The organism is Mesorhizobium sp. ESP7-2 (assembly GCF_020164715.1).
Lineage (GTDB): Bacteria > Pseudomonadota > Alphaproteobacteria > Rhizobiales > Rhizobiaceae > Mesorhizobium.
Genome location: NZ_JAIUGQ010000050.1, coordinates 1 through 15,261, shown reverse-complemented (window position 1 = coordinate 15,261; position 15,261 = coordinate 1). Strand labels below are relative to the sequence as shown.

14 protein-coding genes are annotated in these 15,261 nt (G+C 61.2%); 8 read left to right on the top strand and 6 right to left on the bottom strand.

Features of this window, described 5'->3' with window-relative positions; genetic code table 11:
- Positions 1–20 precede the first annotated feature (20 nt).
- From LB543_RS30055 to LB543_RS30030, 6 genes are all read right to left on the bottom strand, one after another.
- Positions 21–1,865, bottom strand: a complete 1,845-nt coding sequence (locus tag LB543_RS30055) for an ABC transporter ATP-binding protein (RefSeq protein ID WP_224616710.1) — start codon at positions 1,863–1,865, stop codon at positions 21–23.
- Positions 1,858–2,832: a serine kinase gene (locus tag LB543_RS30050; protein ID WP_263498878.1), complete on the bottom strand. Its 975-nt coding sequence runs from the start codon at positions 2,830–2,832 to the stop codon at positions 1,858–1,860. Before LB543_RS30050 ends, LB543_RS30055 begins: the two co-directional genes overlap by 8 nt.
- Entirely contained in the window at positions 2,832–4,754 is a 1,923-nt protein-coding gene (locus tag LB543_RS30045; RefSeq protein ID WP_224616708.1) for a lasso peptide isopeptide bond-forming cyclase, read from the bottom strand. Before LB543_RS30045 ends, LB543_RS30050 begins: the two co-directional genes overlap by 1 nt.
- Positions 4,751–5,143 (bottom strand): lasso peptide biosynthesis B2 protein, encoded by a 393-nt coding sequence (locus tag LB543_RS30040; protein WP_224616707.1) that lies wholly within the window; start codon positions 5,141–5,143, stop codon positions 4,751–4,753. The genes LB543_RS30045 and LB543_RS30040 overlap by 4 nt, the downstream gene beginning before the upstream one ends.
- 109 nt (positions 5,144–5,252) lie before the next feature.
- A complete protein-coding gene (locus LB543_RS30035) occupies positions 5,253–5,552 on the bottom strand; it encodes a PqqD family protein (RefSeq protein WP_224616706.1) in 300 nt (99 codons plus the stop codon).
- A 135-nt stretch (positions 5,553–5,687) separates the two neighbouring features.
- On the bottom strand, positions 5,688–5,894 hold the full coding sequence (locus LB543_RS30030) for a lasso peptide (protein WP_224590713.1): 207 nt from the start codon (positions 5,892–5,894) through the stop codon (positions 5,688–5,690).
- Positions 5,895–6,343: 449 nt separating this feature from the next.
- Between LB543_RS30030 and LB543_RS30025 the strand changes: the two genes are divergently transcribed.
- From LB543_RS30025 to LB543_RS29990, 8 genes are all read left to right on the top strand, one after another.
- A complete protein-coding gene (locus tag LB543_RS30025; protein WP_224616705.1) occupies positions 6,344–7,474 on the top strand; it encodes a nucleotidyltransferase family protein in 1,131 nt (376 codons plus the stop codon).
- A 65-nt stretch (positions 7,475–7,539) separates the two neighbouring features.
- Positions 7,540–8,562 (top strand): glycosyltransferase family 2 protein, encoded by a 1,023-nt coding sequence (locus LB543_RS30020; protein ID WP_224616704.1) that lies wholly within the window; start codon positions 7,540–7,542, stop codon positions 8,560–8,562.
- A gap of 273 nt (positions 8,563–8,835) precedes the next feature.
- The gene (locus tag LB543_RS30015) at positions 8,836–9,237 is read left to right on the top strand and encodes a hypothetical protein (RefSeq protein WP_140812073.1); all 402 of its coding nucleotides are present in this window, start codon (positions 8,836–8,838) and stop codon (positions 9,235–9,237) included.
- A 122-nt stretch (positions 9,238–9,359) separates the two neighbouring features.
- Positions 9,360–10,220, top strand: a complete 861-nt coding sequence (locus tag LB543_RS30010) for a family 16 glycosylhydrolase (protein ID WP_224616703.1) — start codon at positions 9,360–9,362, stop codon at positions 10,218–10,220.
- Between the two features lie 49 nt (positions 10,221–10,269).
- Positions 10,270–11,601, top strand: a complete 1,332-nt coding sequence (locus LB543_RS30005; protein WP_224616702.1) for a UDP-glucose dehydrogenase family protein — start codon at positions 10,270–10,272, stop codon at positions 11,599–11,601.
- 170 nt (positions 11,602–11,771) lie between these two features.
- On the top strand, positions 11,772–12,851 hold the full coding sequence (locus LB543_RS30000) for a glycosyltransferase (RefSeq protein ID WP_224616701.1): 1,080 nt from the start codon (positions 11,772–11,774) through the stop codon (positions 12,849–12,851).
- A 96-nt stretch (positions 12,852–12,947) separates the two neighbouring features.
- Positions 12,948–14,060 carry an acyltransferase family protein gene (locus LB543_RS29995; protein ID WP_224616700.1) on the top strand — a complete coding sequence of 371 codons (1,113 nt, stop codon included), beginning with the start codon at positions 12,948–12,950 and terminating at the stop codon, positions 14,058–14,060.
- Between the two features lie 97 nt (positions 14,061–14,157).
- The gene (locus LB543_RS29990; protein WP_224616699.1) at positions 14,158–15,087 is read left to right on the top strand and encodes a hypothetical protein; all 930 of its coding nucleotides are present in this window, start codon (positions 14,158–14,160) and stop codon (positions 15,085–15,087) included.
- Positions 15,088–15,261: the final 174 nt, after the last annotated feature.

Genomic DNA, 15,261 nt, shown 5'->3' with positions numbered 1-15,261 from the left:
CCACGACGACATCACCGTCCTCAGGCCACATCGGCGGGTTCGGTCTCCGACTGTTCTCCCGATAGCATCCTGGACAGCCGGCTCCCCGGCTTCGCCTTCAGGCGCTGATATTGCCCGACTTCCACGACACGGCCGTCTTCCATCGCCACCACCCAGTCGGCGAAGGCGATCATCGACGGCCGGTGCGCGATGGTCAGGATCGTCATTGTGCCGCGCAGGCCGTCGATCGACCTGGCGATAAGCGACTGGTTCTGCCAGTCGAGCGCGCTTGTTGCCTCGTCCAGGATGAGCAGTGAGGGCTTGCGCAGCAGCGCGCGGGCCAGCGCGATGCGCTGACGCTCGCCGCCCGAAAGGCGCACGCCACGGTCGCCGACCACCGTCTCCAGTTCGAGGTCGAGCCGTTCTACGAATTCGCCGGCATGCGCGGCGCGCAACGCCGTCCACAATTCGTCGTTGCTGGCCCGTGGGGCTGCAAGCCGCAGGTTGGCCGCGATCGTGTCATGCAGCAGGAACACGTCCTGCGGCACATAGGCCACCTGATCGCGCCACAGGCGGCGATTGCCGGCATCGATCTCGATGCCATCGACGAGGATCTTGCCTGCGGTCGGCTCGAGCAGCCCGAGCAGCATGTCGGCGATCGTGCTCTTGCCTGATCCGGACGGGCCGATCAGGGCGGTGACCTTGCCGGCCGGAAGGCCGAAGGTGATGTCGCTCACCACCGCCTTGCCGGCGCCGTCGTCATAGCCAAAGGAGACGTCACGAATGTTCAGCCCCGTATCGAGGGTCAGCTTGCGGGCATCCCTGGGTTCGACATGGCCTGGCTCCCGCTCGGCGTCGAAACGTGCCTGCAGGCTACGCATTGCCGTATAGGCGGGCAGGTTGATCAGGACCTGCTGGGCCTGCGTCTGCATGTCCATGAAGCGCGGCGCGATTCGCATGAAGACCAGGAGCAGCACGACGATCTCGGCCAGCGAAAGGTGGAATCGGACCAGCGCCACATAGATGAACAGGCTCAACCCCACGACGCTCGCCACCTGGAAGACGGCGGTGCCGATCGAGCTGTTGCGCACATAAGCGATGTTGTCGGCCTTCATCTTTTCGAGCGTGGCCTGCAACTGCGCGAAATAGCTGGCCTCGACATTGAGGCTCTTGGCCACCTTGATGCCGCCGAGAAAATCCGAGACCGTGCGGTACTGGTCCTGGCGATTGGTCGTCAGAATCCGGCCGAAGGCGGTGGCCCGCGAGCGAAACGGCTGCAGCGCTATGAACATCACGATGCCGATCATGACGGCAAACGCCGTCATGACCGGCGAGATGAACATGGAAATCACGAGATAGCCCACCAGCAGCACGGTGATCTGCACCAGCATCAGCAGGGAAAAAGCCGCCCCCTGGACGCGGTCGATGTCACCGGTCAAAGCATGGTCGAGATCGGAGCCGCGCATGCGCGTGAACACGCCCCACCGCGCCTTGCCGATGCTCTCGAACAGGTTCATGCGCAAGCGGTTGATGAAATCGAAGAGCAGCCTTGCCATGTAGACCGACTTGAAGCGGTTGAAGGCTGCCTGCATGGCAACGAGCCCGACCAGCGCGCAAAGCACGGTGGTCAGCTGTAGCGTTCCGCCGGGCACCAGCCAGCGCACGAAATCAATGTTCGGCAGCCTGACCGCGAAATCCTGGTCGGCACGCCCGACCAGATGCAGCAGCGGTACCAGCAGCAGAATCGAGATGCCTTCCGTCAGGCTGCCGAGGATCAGGAACAGCAGCGCCGTCCAGGTTCGCCGTCCGCCGATCTGGGCAATGACGGCGCCGAACGCCGCGACATCGCGAAACAGCGACAGGCTGAAGACCAATGACCTAGGCATCTCCAGCCAGTTCCTTTTCGATCAGCGCCACAGCCTCGCCGATCCTGTCGATGCCCGTCGGAACGTCCAGCCGGCACACGCCGACATGGTTAGCGATTGCTGAACAGTGGCGAAGATGCATCGCCGCGAAATCGCCGGAGAGTGCGGCGCGGCCGAAGCGTGTCACGTAGGAGAATTTGATGATGGCCGGCAAGGCGGCGATGTGAGGCAAGGGGGTGATCCCAGCCCTTTCGCCACGCTCAAGAATGTAGATCCTGGCCGCCGGCACCCTGTTGCCGGCGAAGGCGCCGTGCAGGCGATGCTGCATCTTCTCGATCGCGGGATGCACCTGCGGCCGCACTTGCGCCTGCCCAAGCGAGATCGCCGCCGCGGCATCGGCCGCAAGCTTGATCTGCGGAAACCCCGGAACGATCATCGGTTGGTCCGAGTCTGCCAGGTCAAGCGCCACGACGTCGTCGGTGAGCAGATCGTGCCCGGCCCGGATCAGCGCGCTTGCCGTCGTCGATTTGCCGGCGCCCTTGTCGCCCATGAAGATGGCGCCCCTGCCGGTCACGGCTATGGCGCTGGCGTGCAGGACGAGCAGGCCGCGCTGGTGCAAAAGCAGCGCCAGCACTGGTCCCAGCAATGGGAAGGCAAGCAAGGCGTCGCCGACGCCGGGTGCCGGCTGGACATCGATGCGGCGGGCGTCGCTGATCAGGAATGCGCCGACGGCCTCCCAGGCCAGATACTGCCGGCCAGGCTCGAAGCGGAAGACGGTCGTTGCCTCCGCCGACGGCTTGGGCATATCGATCGGGCCGATGGCGATCTCGATGTCGGCCGCCGCCGGCTCCGCCGGCTCCAGTTCGGGCAGTGATATTTCGGACGCGATGATCAGGCCATAGGCGCGGTAGTAACGCCGTTCTCCGGCGATCCTGCCGCGCCGGGGAAGATTGTCGAGATCGCCGGCGAACGGCTCATGGCGGGACATCACGCGGGGCTCCCCCCATGCTGGACCTGCCGCAGCCACAGCGACAGTGACGCCGAGCGCCAGACATATTGGACATCGAGCGCCGCCGCCTGGTCCGGCTGGTGCAACAGCCGCGCATAGGCGGCGTTTACTTCCGGCAGGTTGACATAGGGCGCGATGCGACCCGCATCGCCAACCAGCAACTGCTGCAGCAGGCCGCGATGGTTGCGCACCATGCCGTTGACGAGATTGGCGGTGAAATCGATCTTGTCACGCCGCCACTGGACCGCCGCCGGCAGGATACCCTCCATGGCTCGGCGCAGCACGTAGCGGCCAAAGCCGTGACTGAGCTTCTGCTCGCCCGGCAGCCCCAGGCAGAATTCGACCAGCGGCTTGTCCCAGAACGGATAACGTGGTTCGACGCCGAAATTGGCGGCGACCTTGTCCAGAACCTCGAAAGAGTGCGGCACATAGCCGTTGGACAGGATCCAGCGGTGGCTGAGCGCATCGCTGGCCCGGACGCCGGGCGGCATATAGCCGGCTCGGTGGAACCGGTCGATGATCTCGGTTCGCCTGGCAAGGTCCGGATTGATCAGGTCGCGCCAACTCCGGCCACGCTGCGATCGGGCAGGCCCGCGTATCCTGTTCAGGGCCCGGTTCCCCAAACGCCGCAGCTTGGCGATGCGCCAGGCCGGCCCGTAAATGGTGAGGAACTGGAAATAGAGGCCGAACGTGCTGTCGCCATAGGTGTTGGAGGCGCTGCGCACCTCGCGCCAGAGGTCCAGCCATCTGCCGCCATTGGCAAGCTCGTGCAGGTGGCCATGTCCCTGCGAAACGACCTCGTCGCCGCCATGGCCGTCGAGCAGCACCTTGATGCCCTTGGCGCCCGCCGTCCGGTAGATGCCGCGGGTCAGCGTCAGGCCCGGCGCCAGGAAAGTGCCTTCCTGCTCTTCCAGCACCCGTTCGAATTCAGCGAAGGGCGCATAATTGCCGACATGGATCAGCGTCGGGTCGGCCTTCTGCTGATCCAGCACGGCATCGATGAAGGAGCGCTCGTCCATCGATGAACCCTTCTCGAAAACCAGTGAGAAGGTCGGCAGCTTCGGCTTGCGCCCGGCCGCATTCTGCAGCCCCGCCACGCAGGCGATCGAGGAGGAATCGAGGCCGCCGCTCAGCATAGCGCCGACCGACGGACTCCCCCGCATGCGATTGCGGACCGATTGCGAGAACAGATGGGCGAATTCCTCCGCGGCGTCCGACCGCGGCGCCCGCTGCGACGGCTCTATCTGCCAGTACCGGCGCAGCACCAGACGTTGCGCGGTGACGGTGAGGCTGTGACGCGCCGGCAGGGCGAAGATGTCGCTGTAGGGCGTGGACTGCGGGTCGTCGGGCAGGCCGGCCAGGAATCCGGAAATCCGGTGCTCGCTGAGACGCGCATCGACCCCCTCGAGGCCGAGCATTGGCCCGATCTCGGAGGCAAAGGCAAAGCGTCGTTCCGCCGCGTGGTAGTAGAATGGCTTCACTCCGAAATGGTCTCGCGCGCAGAACAAAAGCTGTCGTTCGGCATCCCAGACGGCAAAGGCGAAATCGCCTTGCAGATGCACTGGGCAGGCTTCACCCCAGCGCAGATAGGCCCGCATCAGCAATGCCGCATCGGCGACTGAACTGTCCCTGATGCCGAGCCTGGCGAGCAGTTCGTCGCGGTTGTCGAGCCGGCAGTCGGCGGTGATGGCCAGCTTGCCGCCAGCCATGGTCAGTGGGCCGGGGCCGGCTTCGTCGGTCGTGTTGAACCAGGCGTGGCCAAGCGCGATGCCGCTGTCCAGCCACCACGAGCTTCCGTCGGGACCACGATGGCGTATGCGCGCCAGCATCTGCTGGATGCCGCTCGCCGCTTCAGCCGGTGCGGGGTCCTGTCGCAGCAGGATTCCGGCCACGCCGCTCATCGGCTGCCGTGGTCGATCAGGTGGGCGAAGCCATCGACGGATCCGCCGAGCACGATGTGGTCGTCGCTGACCAGCCAGGCATGCGCCTTCAATTGCTCGCCCGTACCGCGCTCGATGCCGATGCGGATATTCGACGCATTGCCCTTGCGCGCGAGGAGGTATTGGCCCGAAAGCGCCTGGGTCAGGCATGTGGCGCCCGGCACGAACCGTGCGGCTGCTGCAACCCCCCAGGCGACGAGCCGCAACTCGCCCATGCTGGCACATTGGCGCGCGTTGAGCCGGGTCACCATTGCGCGGACGCGGTTGTAGGAGAACACTGTCAGCCCGACCCGGACGGTCGCGACCACCAGCAGGCAACGGAACAGGAAAAGCGCTTCGGAGCCGCTCAAGGACAAAATTCTGGTCAGGCTCCGCCTGCCAGGCCGCTGCTTCATCGGCGTGGGGGGTCTCTGCGTCACAGGTCTTTGCCGCGCAACCATGGCGTTCTGCGCCACCTGCCTAGACGAGTGCCTCATGCTCAAGCCTCGCAAGCCCGTTTTCCGCAAGGCCTTTCAGCAATGCGTCGACGTCGGCCTTGCAGCGCTCGGCGTCGACAGTGTAGCGCGCGAGGACGGCGCTGCGGATATCGGCGATCGGCTTGGGTTCCTGGATCAGTTCCCAGATGAAAGCGCCGACACCGTTGAGGCTGTAATAAATATTGGATCTCAGGTTGAGAAGCGCGAGACCATCGCCGAATTCGCAAGCAACGGCGTCCTTGGTGGCCTTCACGCAATCGTGCTCGGTTGGGTCCCAGTTCATCCTAAAACCTCGTTTGCAACACACCGTCCACGCGTCATCAGTTGACGGGGAAAGTCGGGGATTTTCGTCCCCGGCTCCATTTCATTGTCTTCGATCCTGGAGGCCCAACGTCATTCCTCCAGAAACAGGCTAGTCTCAGGAGAACGTCAGGTCGCCGATCGGGGTGTGTGCGGGAAACGACGCATCGGTCGCCGTGCTGCCGCCGCCGCCTTGGGTGATGGTCTCGATCGAACCATGTACCGTCAGGTTTGGCGTTTCATACTCATGCTTTTCAACATTCTGTTCCATTTTACTCTCCATAAGGACTTGAAACGGCCTGTCGATTGCCGTCAGCACTTTCATGCTGCATTGCAATAGCTGCATGGCAACATTTATGAGTCAAGTCTCATTTACCTGGCGTTAATCAATTGTGGGTTGCGACGTCACTTGGTGTAAAAGAACCGTCTCTTTTGAGGTAAAGCCGGATACAATCGGCCCCTGCTGTTGAAAATCCCATAAGCCGTTGATTTTGCTGTCCTAAAGCAGACTCACGCAGGCGATTGATTTTAGATGACGCTAAACTATATCTATCTTTCAGCTGACCATCGCCGATAGCTCGGCCGACGCGCCGCGACAGGGTTGGAATTCAGTCCATGCGTCTCGCCACTTCGGGAAGTCGGCAAACGCTATGGTTGCAAAATCTTGCACTGCGAAAGGAAAAGGCTTTACGGCGCCGCGGTTTTTAAGGATGCTTTGCTTCGCACTTGCAGCATACGCGACGCGCAAACCGTTTTTTGGAGACTGTGCGCTCAATGGCCTTGCCGGAAAGCTCTTACGAACGACTGCGCGCAACCGACTGCGCCGACGAGATCGCCTATGTGCAGGCTTGCTTACGGTTGTATTTTGCTGCGCCGGCCGCCTCGGTCGGCGAGATGTCGTCGCCGGGCCTTTCAGTCGCTGCCGTCACCGACATCGCCAGGCTGAACAAGGTCGGAACCTTCGTTCTGAAGGCGCTGTCGCGTGCGCCGGCGCATGAGAGGCCGGCCGAGCTCTTCCAGTGGCTCGAAACCTATCGCAGAAGGACGGTTTCGATGAACGCCGCCTGCCTGATGGATTCGATGGCCATCAACGAGGCGCTGCTCGACAGGCGGATTGATTTCGTCTTCCTGAAAGGGCCGTTCCAGCAGCATCTGCTTTACGACGATCACTTCATGAAGCCTTCGGGCGATGTCGACATCCTGGTGTCGCCGGCCGGGTTCTTGAAGGCACGCGAAGCGTTGCGCGCGATCGGCTACGAGGTGTCAGGCAAGTCGCGTTCGGTCTGGTGGGTCCGCTTCCTCGGCGAACAGCACATGGTTCGCGGCCATGGGCCGAAATCATCCACGGTCGATCTTCATTATCGGCTCCAGCAGCCCGGCTCGCCCAGCCCGCGCGATGCCGACGGGTTCCTGCGGCGAAAACGGCTGGTCGAGATCACCGGCGCCGAAGTCCCCTTCACTTCGGCGGCCGACACTTTGATGCTGTCCTGCATCAGCGTCGCCAAGGCCCTGTTCAACCGCGAACCCTGCGCCGGCTATGTCTGCGATATTAGGGCCAGCTCCAGCCGCCTCGACGAGGCCGATCAGCAGCGTGTGCTCGATGCCGCGGTGAGCCAGGGACTGGACGACACCTTGCTGCTCGGCCTGCGCGCCGCCGATGTGCTGCTGGGCGGCACCGGCACGCTTCTATCGGAGCGGGCCAAGCCGATCCTGTCGCGCATCGGCAATGAGGACCTGCTCAACATGGTCATCGCGCCATGGCTGTCGTCGCTGCGCTGGCCGCAGCGGCGGACAGTGTTGTGGGAATTGTGCGGCCGGGCTCCCGTCCGCTACCTGGCCGAGGCTGGCTGGGCCGCCTCGGCGGACATCAGCCGCCGCATCTTCGAACGGCCGGCCAGTCCGTGAGGGCGATGGATATCGAAAGTGTACAGGGCGAGGGCAGAACGAAACCTGTGCAAGAGGCAAATTCCATGTCGATGACGAAATCCGAGGTTTGCGTGATCATCGCGGCCAAAAACGCGGCGCGCACGATCGCGGTTGCCATCGCATCCGCGCTGCGCGAACCGGAAGTGACGGAGGTCGTCGTCGTCGATGATGGCTCTACAGACACTACCGCCGAGGTCGCCCGCTCCGCAAACGATGGCAGCGGCCGGCTTACAGTCATGCGCCTCGACGTCAATCGCGGCCCATCCTTTGCCCGCAATGCCGCGATCGCCGGCTCACGAGCGCCGTTCGTCAGCATTCTGGACGCCGACGATTTCTTCCTCAAGGGCCGGTTTCGCAACCTGTTTGCCGGCGCCGATTGGGATTTCGCCGCCGACAACATCATGCTCATCAGGGATGACGCGACCGGCGACGCGACAAAAATCGTCGCCCCGGATTTTGCCGCCGATCCGGAATTCCTCGATCTCGAACGGTTCGTGGAAGGCAACATCTCCAGGCGCCGCCTGCAAAGAGGCGAACTCGGCTTCCTGAAGCCCGTGATCAGCCGCGCCTTCCTCGACCGCCACGGATTGCGCTACGACGAAAGCCTGCGACTGGGTGAGGACTATGAACTTTACGCGCGGGCGGTTGCCCACGGGGCACGGTTCAAGGTCATCCGTTCCTGCGGTTACGGCGCCATCGTGCGTGCCGATTCGCTCAGCGGCCGCCACAAGACGCAGGACCTGAAGCGGCTGGCCGACGCAGATCTGGCGCTGCTGGCCATCGACAGCCTGCCGGAAGGGTCCAAGGCGGTGCTGCGGCGGCACGAGAGGCATGTGCGCGACAAATACCGGCTGCGCAATTTCCTCGATGTGAAGGCCGAGCGGGGCCTGGCTTCGGCCGCGGCCTATGCCTTCGAAAGCCAATCCAACCTCGTTCCCATCGTCCAGGGCGTGGCATCCGACAAGCTCGAGGCGTTGTTTCGCAATATTGGCCTCGTGTCCCGGAACAAGCATGTGCCACCGCTGCGTTTCCTGATGGCCGGAACCAGCGCCGGCAAGGCACGGTAAGGCACGGGAACGTTCCGTCTTGCCTGCCGGCCGCAGGCCCAGCACGCAACCATTTCGATCGGATTTATGAGTTTACGAATTGGGTGGTTGCCTCGCGGCTCCGGGGATGGCAATCTATGTTGCGGTGCAGCAAATTGAACGACCAGCCGAACTAGCCCCCGATCGGACTGGTCCGAAGTCTCACTTCGTCAGAGGAGTGGACGACGCGGTATGAGTTTCAGGCCCGGCCAGAAAGCCGACCCAGAAAGCCGACGATGACGGGAGTTTAAGTTCATGGCTTCGATATTCGGCTTCAGATCAAGGGATCCGGCCCGCGACATGCAGACAGACGTTGCGCGTCTGGACCGGCTGGCGAAGCTGTTCGAGCAGATCGCGGCCGAAATCGATGCCGAGAAAACCGGCCTGGAAAGCCGCTACCGCAAGGAGGCGACCAACGCGGCCTTCCTCGTCGAAGCCATGGAAAACGGTTCGGCCTCCGACCGTCGCTCGTCCGAGGTCAGCGCATTGACGCAGTCCATCTTGAACAGCGAGCGTCGCATCGCGGCACTGTCGCGCCAGGACGGCATGATGCGCGAGCTTCGACATTCGCTGGATGTGGTCTTCCACGAGAATGGGGCCGCCGATTCACCGGCCACGGTCGAATCGGCCAGGCAGACAGGAGCCGGCCGAGGGTGAAGGTGGCGGCGCGGGACCGTTACGACGGAGGTGATGCAAGGGGTGGTCAAGATTGGCCCGTTTGGAAGCGGTTCAAACGTCGACTTTGGGTTGGGAACGCACAGCGCAAAGGTGAGTTTGTCATGAATTCGGATCCCAAAATCATGTCCACGACAGCAATCGACGCCGCCCTGCATTTCGGCTGGCGGTCCGGCCTGGCGGTCGCCTTGCTGCTTGCCGTTTTTGGCAGCCTGCCGGCAACCCCGTCTCATGCGCAGGATATCCAGTCCTCGCCCTCCTTCGTCGACGATTTCAAGAGTTTCGACCGTGAGCGCTGGTACGTTTCAGACGGCTGGACAAACGGCAGCCATCAGAATTGCACCTGGTCGAAAGGCCTGGTCGAGCTTTCCGATGGCGTTCTTTCGCTCGGTTTCGCGAAGCAGAAGACCAAGGATCGTGAGTTCGCCTGCGGCGAGATCCAGACCAAGCAGCGCTTCGGCTATGGGACCTACGAGGCGCGGATGAAAACCGATACGGGCCCCGGCCTCAACGCGGCTTTCTTTTCCTATATCGGCCCGTCCGACAAGCAGCCCTGGGACGAGATCGATTTCGAGATCCTCACCAAGGACACGTCCAAGGTGCAGGTCAACGCGTACATCGCCGGCAAGGGCAAGAACGAGAAGCTGGTCGACGTGCCCGGAGGCACCGACAGTGCCTTCAACGACTACGCCTTCGTCTGGGAGAAGGATAGTCTGCGCTGGTACCTCAACGGTCAGCTGGTGAACACCATCACCGATCCTGCGAAGCTGCCCAGCCATGCTCAGAAGATTTTCTTCAGCCTTTGGGGCAGCGACACGATGAAGAGCTGGATGGGAGCGTTCGCCGATCCGGGCCGCAAGCTTTCGCTGCAGGTCGAGCGTGTCGCCTTCACCGCGCTCGGTCAGCCCTGCCAGTTTCCGGAATCGCTGGTATGCAGCGTAAAAGAGTTGGGAAAGACGAATTGAACCGGCCGGACCGAAAGCGGCTCCAGGCCCTGGATGGGAATGAAACCGAATGAACTTGACGGTGTTTGGAATTGGCTATGTCGGCCTCGTGCAGGCGGCGGTGCTTGCCGAAGTTGGCCACCAGGTTGTCTGCGTCGATATCGACGCAAGCAAGGTGGAGCGGCTCAACCAGGGCTTTGTCCCGATCTTCGAGCCAGGCCTTGAAAGCATCGTCAGGGAGAATCACGCCGCTGGCCGCATCAAGTTCACCACCGATGCGGCGGCTGCCGTCAGGCATGGCGAAATCCAGATGATCGCGGTCGGTACGCCGCCCGGCGAGGACGGTTCGGCCGACCTCAAATATGTGCTGGCGGTCGCCGAGACCATCGGCCGCGAGATGGATGCCGCCAAGATCGTCGTCGGCAAGTCGACGGTGCCGGTCGGCACCTGCGAAAAGGTGAAGGCCAGGATCGCCGAGACGCTGAAGAAGCGGGGGCGTGAGGATTTGAGCTTCGACGTCGCCTCCAATCCAGAATTCCTCAAGGAGGGCTCTGCCGTCGCCGACTGCATGAAGCCGGATCGCATCATCGTCGGCACCGACAGCGAGGACACCGAGGCGGTGATGCGCGAACTCTACGCGCCCTTCAATCGCAACCACGAGAAGATGATCGTGATGGACGTGCGCAGCGCCGAATTCACGAAATACGCCGCCAATTGCATGCTGGCGACCAAGATCAGCTTCATGAACGAGATGGCGAACCTTGCCGAGCAGCTCGGCGCGGACATCGAGGAGGTGCGCAAAGGCATCGGCAGCGATCCGCGCATCGGCTACCATTTCATCTATCCGGGTCTCGGCTATGGCGGCTCGTGCTTTCCCAAGGATGTTCGCGCCCTGATCAAGACCGCCGAGGGCGTCAAATTCGACGCCAAGCTGCTGCGCGCCGTCGAGGAGCGCAACAACGACCAGAAATCCGTCCTGTTCGACAAGGTGCATCGCTATTTCAAGGGCAACCTCGAGGGCAAGACCTTCGCGCTGTGGGGCCTGGCCTTCAAGCCCAACACCGACGACATGCGCGAGGCGCCCGCGCGTGTCCTGATGGAAGCGCTCTGGAACGCCGGCGCGACCGTGCAGGCCTATGACCCCGAGGCCATGCAGGAATGCCAGGCCGTCTACGGGCTGCGCGACGACCTGATGCTGTGCGGCACCAAGGAAGCGGCACTGCGCGGCGCCGACGCGCTGCTGATCGCCACCGAATGGAAGAGTTTTCGCGCACCGTCCTTCGATGCGCTGAAGGATGCACTGACCACGCCGGTCATCTTCGATGGCCGCAACCTCTACGATCCCAAGGTCGTGGCGCGCCACGGCATCGAATATCATTCGATCGGCAGAATGGCGGCATGAGATCGGGTGCGGAGACAAGCTCGAAATAGGGCGGATGGGGCAACCAAGACAAGCGCGCCAGGCGCGGAAAGAATTGCGGCTGATGATGCTGTGAAGTCCGGGAAAATCACCAGGGACGATTTCGAAAGCGAGGCGGCGGCTTTGGCCTGTTGCGTCGGAAAGGAGACCCCATGAAAGTTCTTTTTGCAGGCGGCAATGGCTACACGCCTGAATTCAGCGGCGGCGTTCAGTCGAGCACCCATCATCTGGCCGAACAACTGATCGAGCACGGGCATGAGGCCGCCGTGCTTGCCGCCCTCTTCGGAGATGGTGTCTTCGGTTTCAAGGCGCGCGCCAAAATGAAGCTCTTGCGCCAGCCCGCGGTCGTCGACAGTTTTCCCGGCTATCCGGTGGTGCGGGCATGGTTTCCCTGGGAAGTCGCCAGTTTTGCGGTTAACCGGATGAGGCCGGACGTAGCGGTTGTCCAGTGTCATAAATCGGTTCCGCTCGGCAAGGCGCTGCAGACCGAGGGCGTGCCGCTCGTCGTCTATCTCAGGAATGTCGAATTTCATGAGTTGGGCGGTGACCTGCGCGACCTGGACTCGGCGCTCTACATCGCCAATTCGGAGTTTACCGCGCGCACCTACGCCAAGGAGTTCGGTATTGAGGCGGCGGTAATTCCGCCGACCATCAACCCGATGCACTACAGCACGCCGACCACGGGCCAGTTCGTCACGCTAATCAATCCCTACGAGGAAAAGGGCTTTGAGCTCGCGGTACGCATAGCGGGCGCTTGCCCCGAAATCCCGTTCCTGTTCGTCGAGAGTTGGAAGCTGGAAGAGGATCATCGGGCGCGCATCGAGGAAACGATCGCACCGCTTGGCAATGTCACGCTGGAGAGCCGGACCACCGACATGAAGACTGTCTATGGCCGCACCAGAATCCTGCTGGCACCCAGCAAATGGGAAGAAGCCTGGGGGCGAGTGGCATCGGAGGCCCATTGCTGCGGCATTCCTGTCGTTGGCTCGCGGCGTGGCGGCCTGCCCGAAGCGATCGGGCCTGGGGGCGCGGTGCTGGACTATGACGCCCCGCTCGCCGACTGGGTCGCGGCTGTCAGGCTTCTGTGGAACGACAACCAGGAATATGATCGGATCTCAGGCCTCGCGCGCAGCTTCGCAGCGCGTCCGGAACTCGATCCGGACCGTCAGTTCGTTACTTTCTTCTCGATATTGGACAGGGCAGTGCGGCAGGGCGCACGGCAAGCTGCTTAGACTTGAGCGCCAGCTGGTCGCTCACTTACTGGGCATTTGCCCCGACTGCGGCTTTGGCGCTCGACCGGATCTCGACGTAGCGCCCGAAGGGTAAGAATGGCAGAAAAACACAAGTTTGTAATGTTGGATGGCCTCAGAGGCATCGCGGCGATCGCTGTCGTTCTGTTCCATCGGCGCTGGTGGTTCGCGGACGATGGTGGCTTTCTGCAACACGCACCTTTGGCGGTGGATTTCTTTTTTCTCCTGAGCGGGTTTGTGATCGCCTACGCCTATGAGCCCAAACTGATCGCTGGAATGAGCCTCCGCCGGTTTTTGATAAAACGCCTGATAAGGCTGTATCCTCTGATAATCCTCGGGGCGTTCCTCGGTGGTGCGTTCATTTTGTTGAAGGAAATAAGAAATGAAGGCAGAATAGCGGACACGATAGAGATCACATTGTTCGGCATAGCAGCAATTCCGATGCCGTTTCCAAACTCCATAGCCAACCAGCCATTTTATGCCGATCAGCCTCTGTGGTCGATATTCTTTGAGCTTCTGGTGAATATAGGGTTCGCTGCTTTTCTATATAGGCTCACAAACAGTTCATTGAAACTAATTGTAGTTTTTACTGCAGTGGTCTACCTGATCGCGGTTGCTGTAAAAGGGGATTTCGGTCTCATCGGAAACCAATATGGTCCGTACGGATGGATGCTTCTGGCCGGTTTACCCCGCACCGCATGTTCGTTTTTTCTCGGCGTCATCATCTTTCGGCGCTTGGGGGACAGCTGGATAAGTCGAGTAAGGGCGCCAGCATGGACCCTTCCAGTGATCTTGATAGCGATTTTTGCCGTGCCGGATTTGGGAAATATTGGAAATACAATCATGGCTGCTTTGTCTGTCCTGATTGTTTTCCCGCTAATTGTGATTACAGGAGCCAACGCGCAGCTGGATGGGGTTGGGGCGAAAATCGCCGCGATTTCAGGCGCGGTATCTTTCCCTATATACGTACTGCATGAGCCAATGTATGCTTGGTCGGATCCGCTTATGTACAGACTTGGCCTGTTTGATCAAGTAGTTCCCTCCGTGTTGGCTTGCGCGCTTGTATTTGGAATTGCGGTTTTTTCTCTCATAGTGTACAAGATTTACGATATCCCGATACGCCGTTTCCTTACGAGTACTTTCGATACCTCCAAACAAGCTACTACCGCCCTGCGATGGGAGTCTGCATGATCGTGCGTGATGATGCATGGTGCGGCGCACAAATCGATGTTGCGCCTGCGAACAATTCCCTTTACGTTTTGGAATGGTCGATGGTCTAGGATCGGACTTGGATATGATGGCCGGGCGCCAAGCGGAACGCGGCACAGAAGGCCGTCTTGAACGAGCAACAAGGCGTCTGCGCCATGCTGCCGGCTGGCGACTTGCGATGCTTCGCCGGACCACGTCGAGTCTTTCCTCGCAGGCGACGGCACGCTCCGCGCTTTTCCTCAGGTGGAAACTGTCGCGGCCAGGCCGAACGCATCAACTCCCGGGAGAATTGATCGTCTCCCTGACGTCCTATCCAGCACGATTTTCGACACTCCCGTTGACGCTGAAGTGCCTCTTGTCTCAATCGGTCCAGGCGGACAGGACGATCCTATGGATCGCCGAGGAGGATATCGTGTCACTGCCAAAATCAGTCACGGAACTCCAAGCTCACGGACTGGAAATACGCTCCTGCAAAAACAGTAGATCGTATAAGAAAATTGTTCCGGCGCTGGCTGCCTTTCCGAATGCCTTCATCGTGACTGCCGACGACGACGTCTACTATTCCGGTCGTTGGCTGGAGCGGATGGTTATGCTAGCGGCTGAAAGGACGATCGTCTGCCATCGGGCCCATACGGTCAGGTTCGACGAAGCCGGCAATCTTGCACCTTACCACAAATGGTATTTTGACCCCAGGGCCGCCTCTCCGATCCTGTTTCCGACCGGTGTGGGTGGCGTGCTCTACCCGCCCGGTTCACTAGCGCCGGAAGTTCTGGATGAAGCAGAATTTATGCGGCTCTGTCCAAGCGCCGACGATGTCTGGCTGTTCTGGATGGGACGCAGGGCAGGAAGTTCGTACGTGATGGCTGGAAACGGATGGTTCCCCATCCCATGGCAGGGGACGCAGACCTCGGCTCTCCATCTCACGAATGTGGGGCAGAGCGCCAATGACGAGCAGATCAGGAGCATGATCAAGCGGTACGGCAGTCCATTCGAGCATTCTAGGTCGTAGTGACGATTTAAGGTTTGGGATTCCCCTTTTAGGGCAAATCAGATTCAACGCTGACTTTTGGAGGTCAGCGATGGATTGCGATGCGCTTCGGGATGATTAGAGCGGGATGAGATTTATAAGAGTCGTGGGATTCCCAAATCATCGCAGTTCTGATTCAACATGCATGCTGGGAGG

Coding starts and splice junctions, on each gene's coding strand:
- LB543_RS30030 (WP_224590713.1), bottom strand. CDS start 5,894: ATGAAAGTGCTGACGGCAATCGACAGGCCGTTTCAAGTCCTTATGGAG.
- LB543_RS30025 (WP_224616705.1), top strand. CDS start 6,344: ATGGCCTTGCCGGAAAGCTCTTACGAACGACTGCGCGCAACCGACTGC.
- LB543_RS30050 (WP_263498878.1), bottom strand. CDS start 2,832: ATGTCCCGCCATGAGCCGTTCGCCGGCGATCTCGACAATCTTCCCCGG.
- LB543_RS30020 (WP_224616704.1), top strand. CDS start 7,540: ATGTCGATGACGAAATCCGAGGTTTGCGTGATCATCGCGGCCAAAAAC.
- LB543_RS30005 (WP_224616702.1), top strand. CDS start 10,270: ATGAACTTGACGGTGTTTGGAATTGGCTATGTCGGCCTCGTGCAGGCG.
- LB543_RS30000 (WP_224616701.1), top strand. CDS start 11,772: ATGAAAGTTCTTTTTGCAGGCGGCAATGGCTACACGCCTGAATTCAGC.
- LB543_RS30055 (WP_224616710.1), bottom strand. CDS start 1,865: ATGCCTAGGTCATTGGTCTTCAGCCTGTCGCTGTTTCGCGATGTCGCG.
- LB543_RS30045 (WP_224616708.1), bottom strand. CDS start 4,754: ATGAGCGGCGTGGCCGGAATCCTGCTGCGACAGGACCCCGCACCGGCT.
- LB543_RS30035 (WP_224616706.1), bottom strand. CDS start 5,552: ATGAACTGGGACCCAACCGAGCACGATTGCGTGAAGGCCACCAAGGAC.
- LB543_RS29995 (WP_224616700.1), top strand. CDS start 12,948: ATGGCAGAAAAACACAAGTTTGTAATGTTGGATGGCCTCAGAGGCATC.
- LB543_RS30010 (WP_224616703.1), top strand. CDS start 9,360: ATGAATTCGGATCCCAAAATCATGTCCACGACAGCAATCGACGCCGCC.
- LB543_RS30015 (WP_140812073.1), top strand. CDS start 8,836: ATGGCTTCGATATTCGGCTTCAGATCAAGGGATCCGGCCCGCGACATG.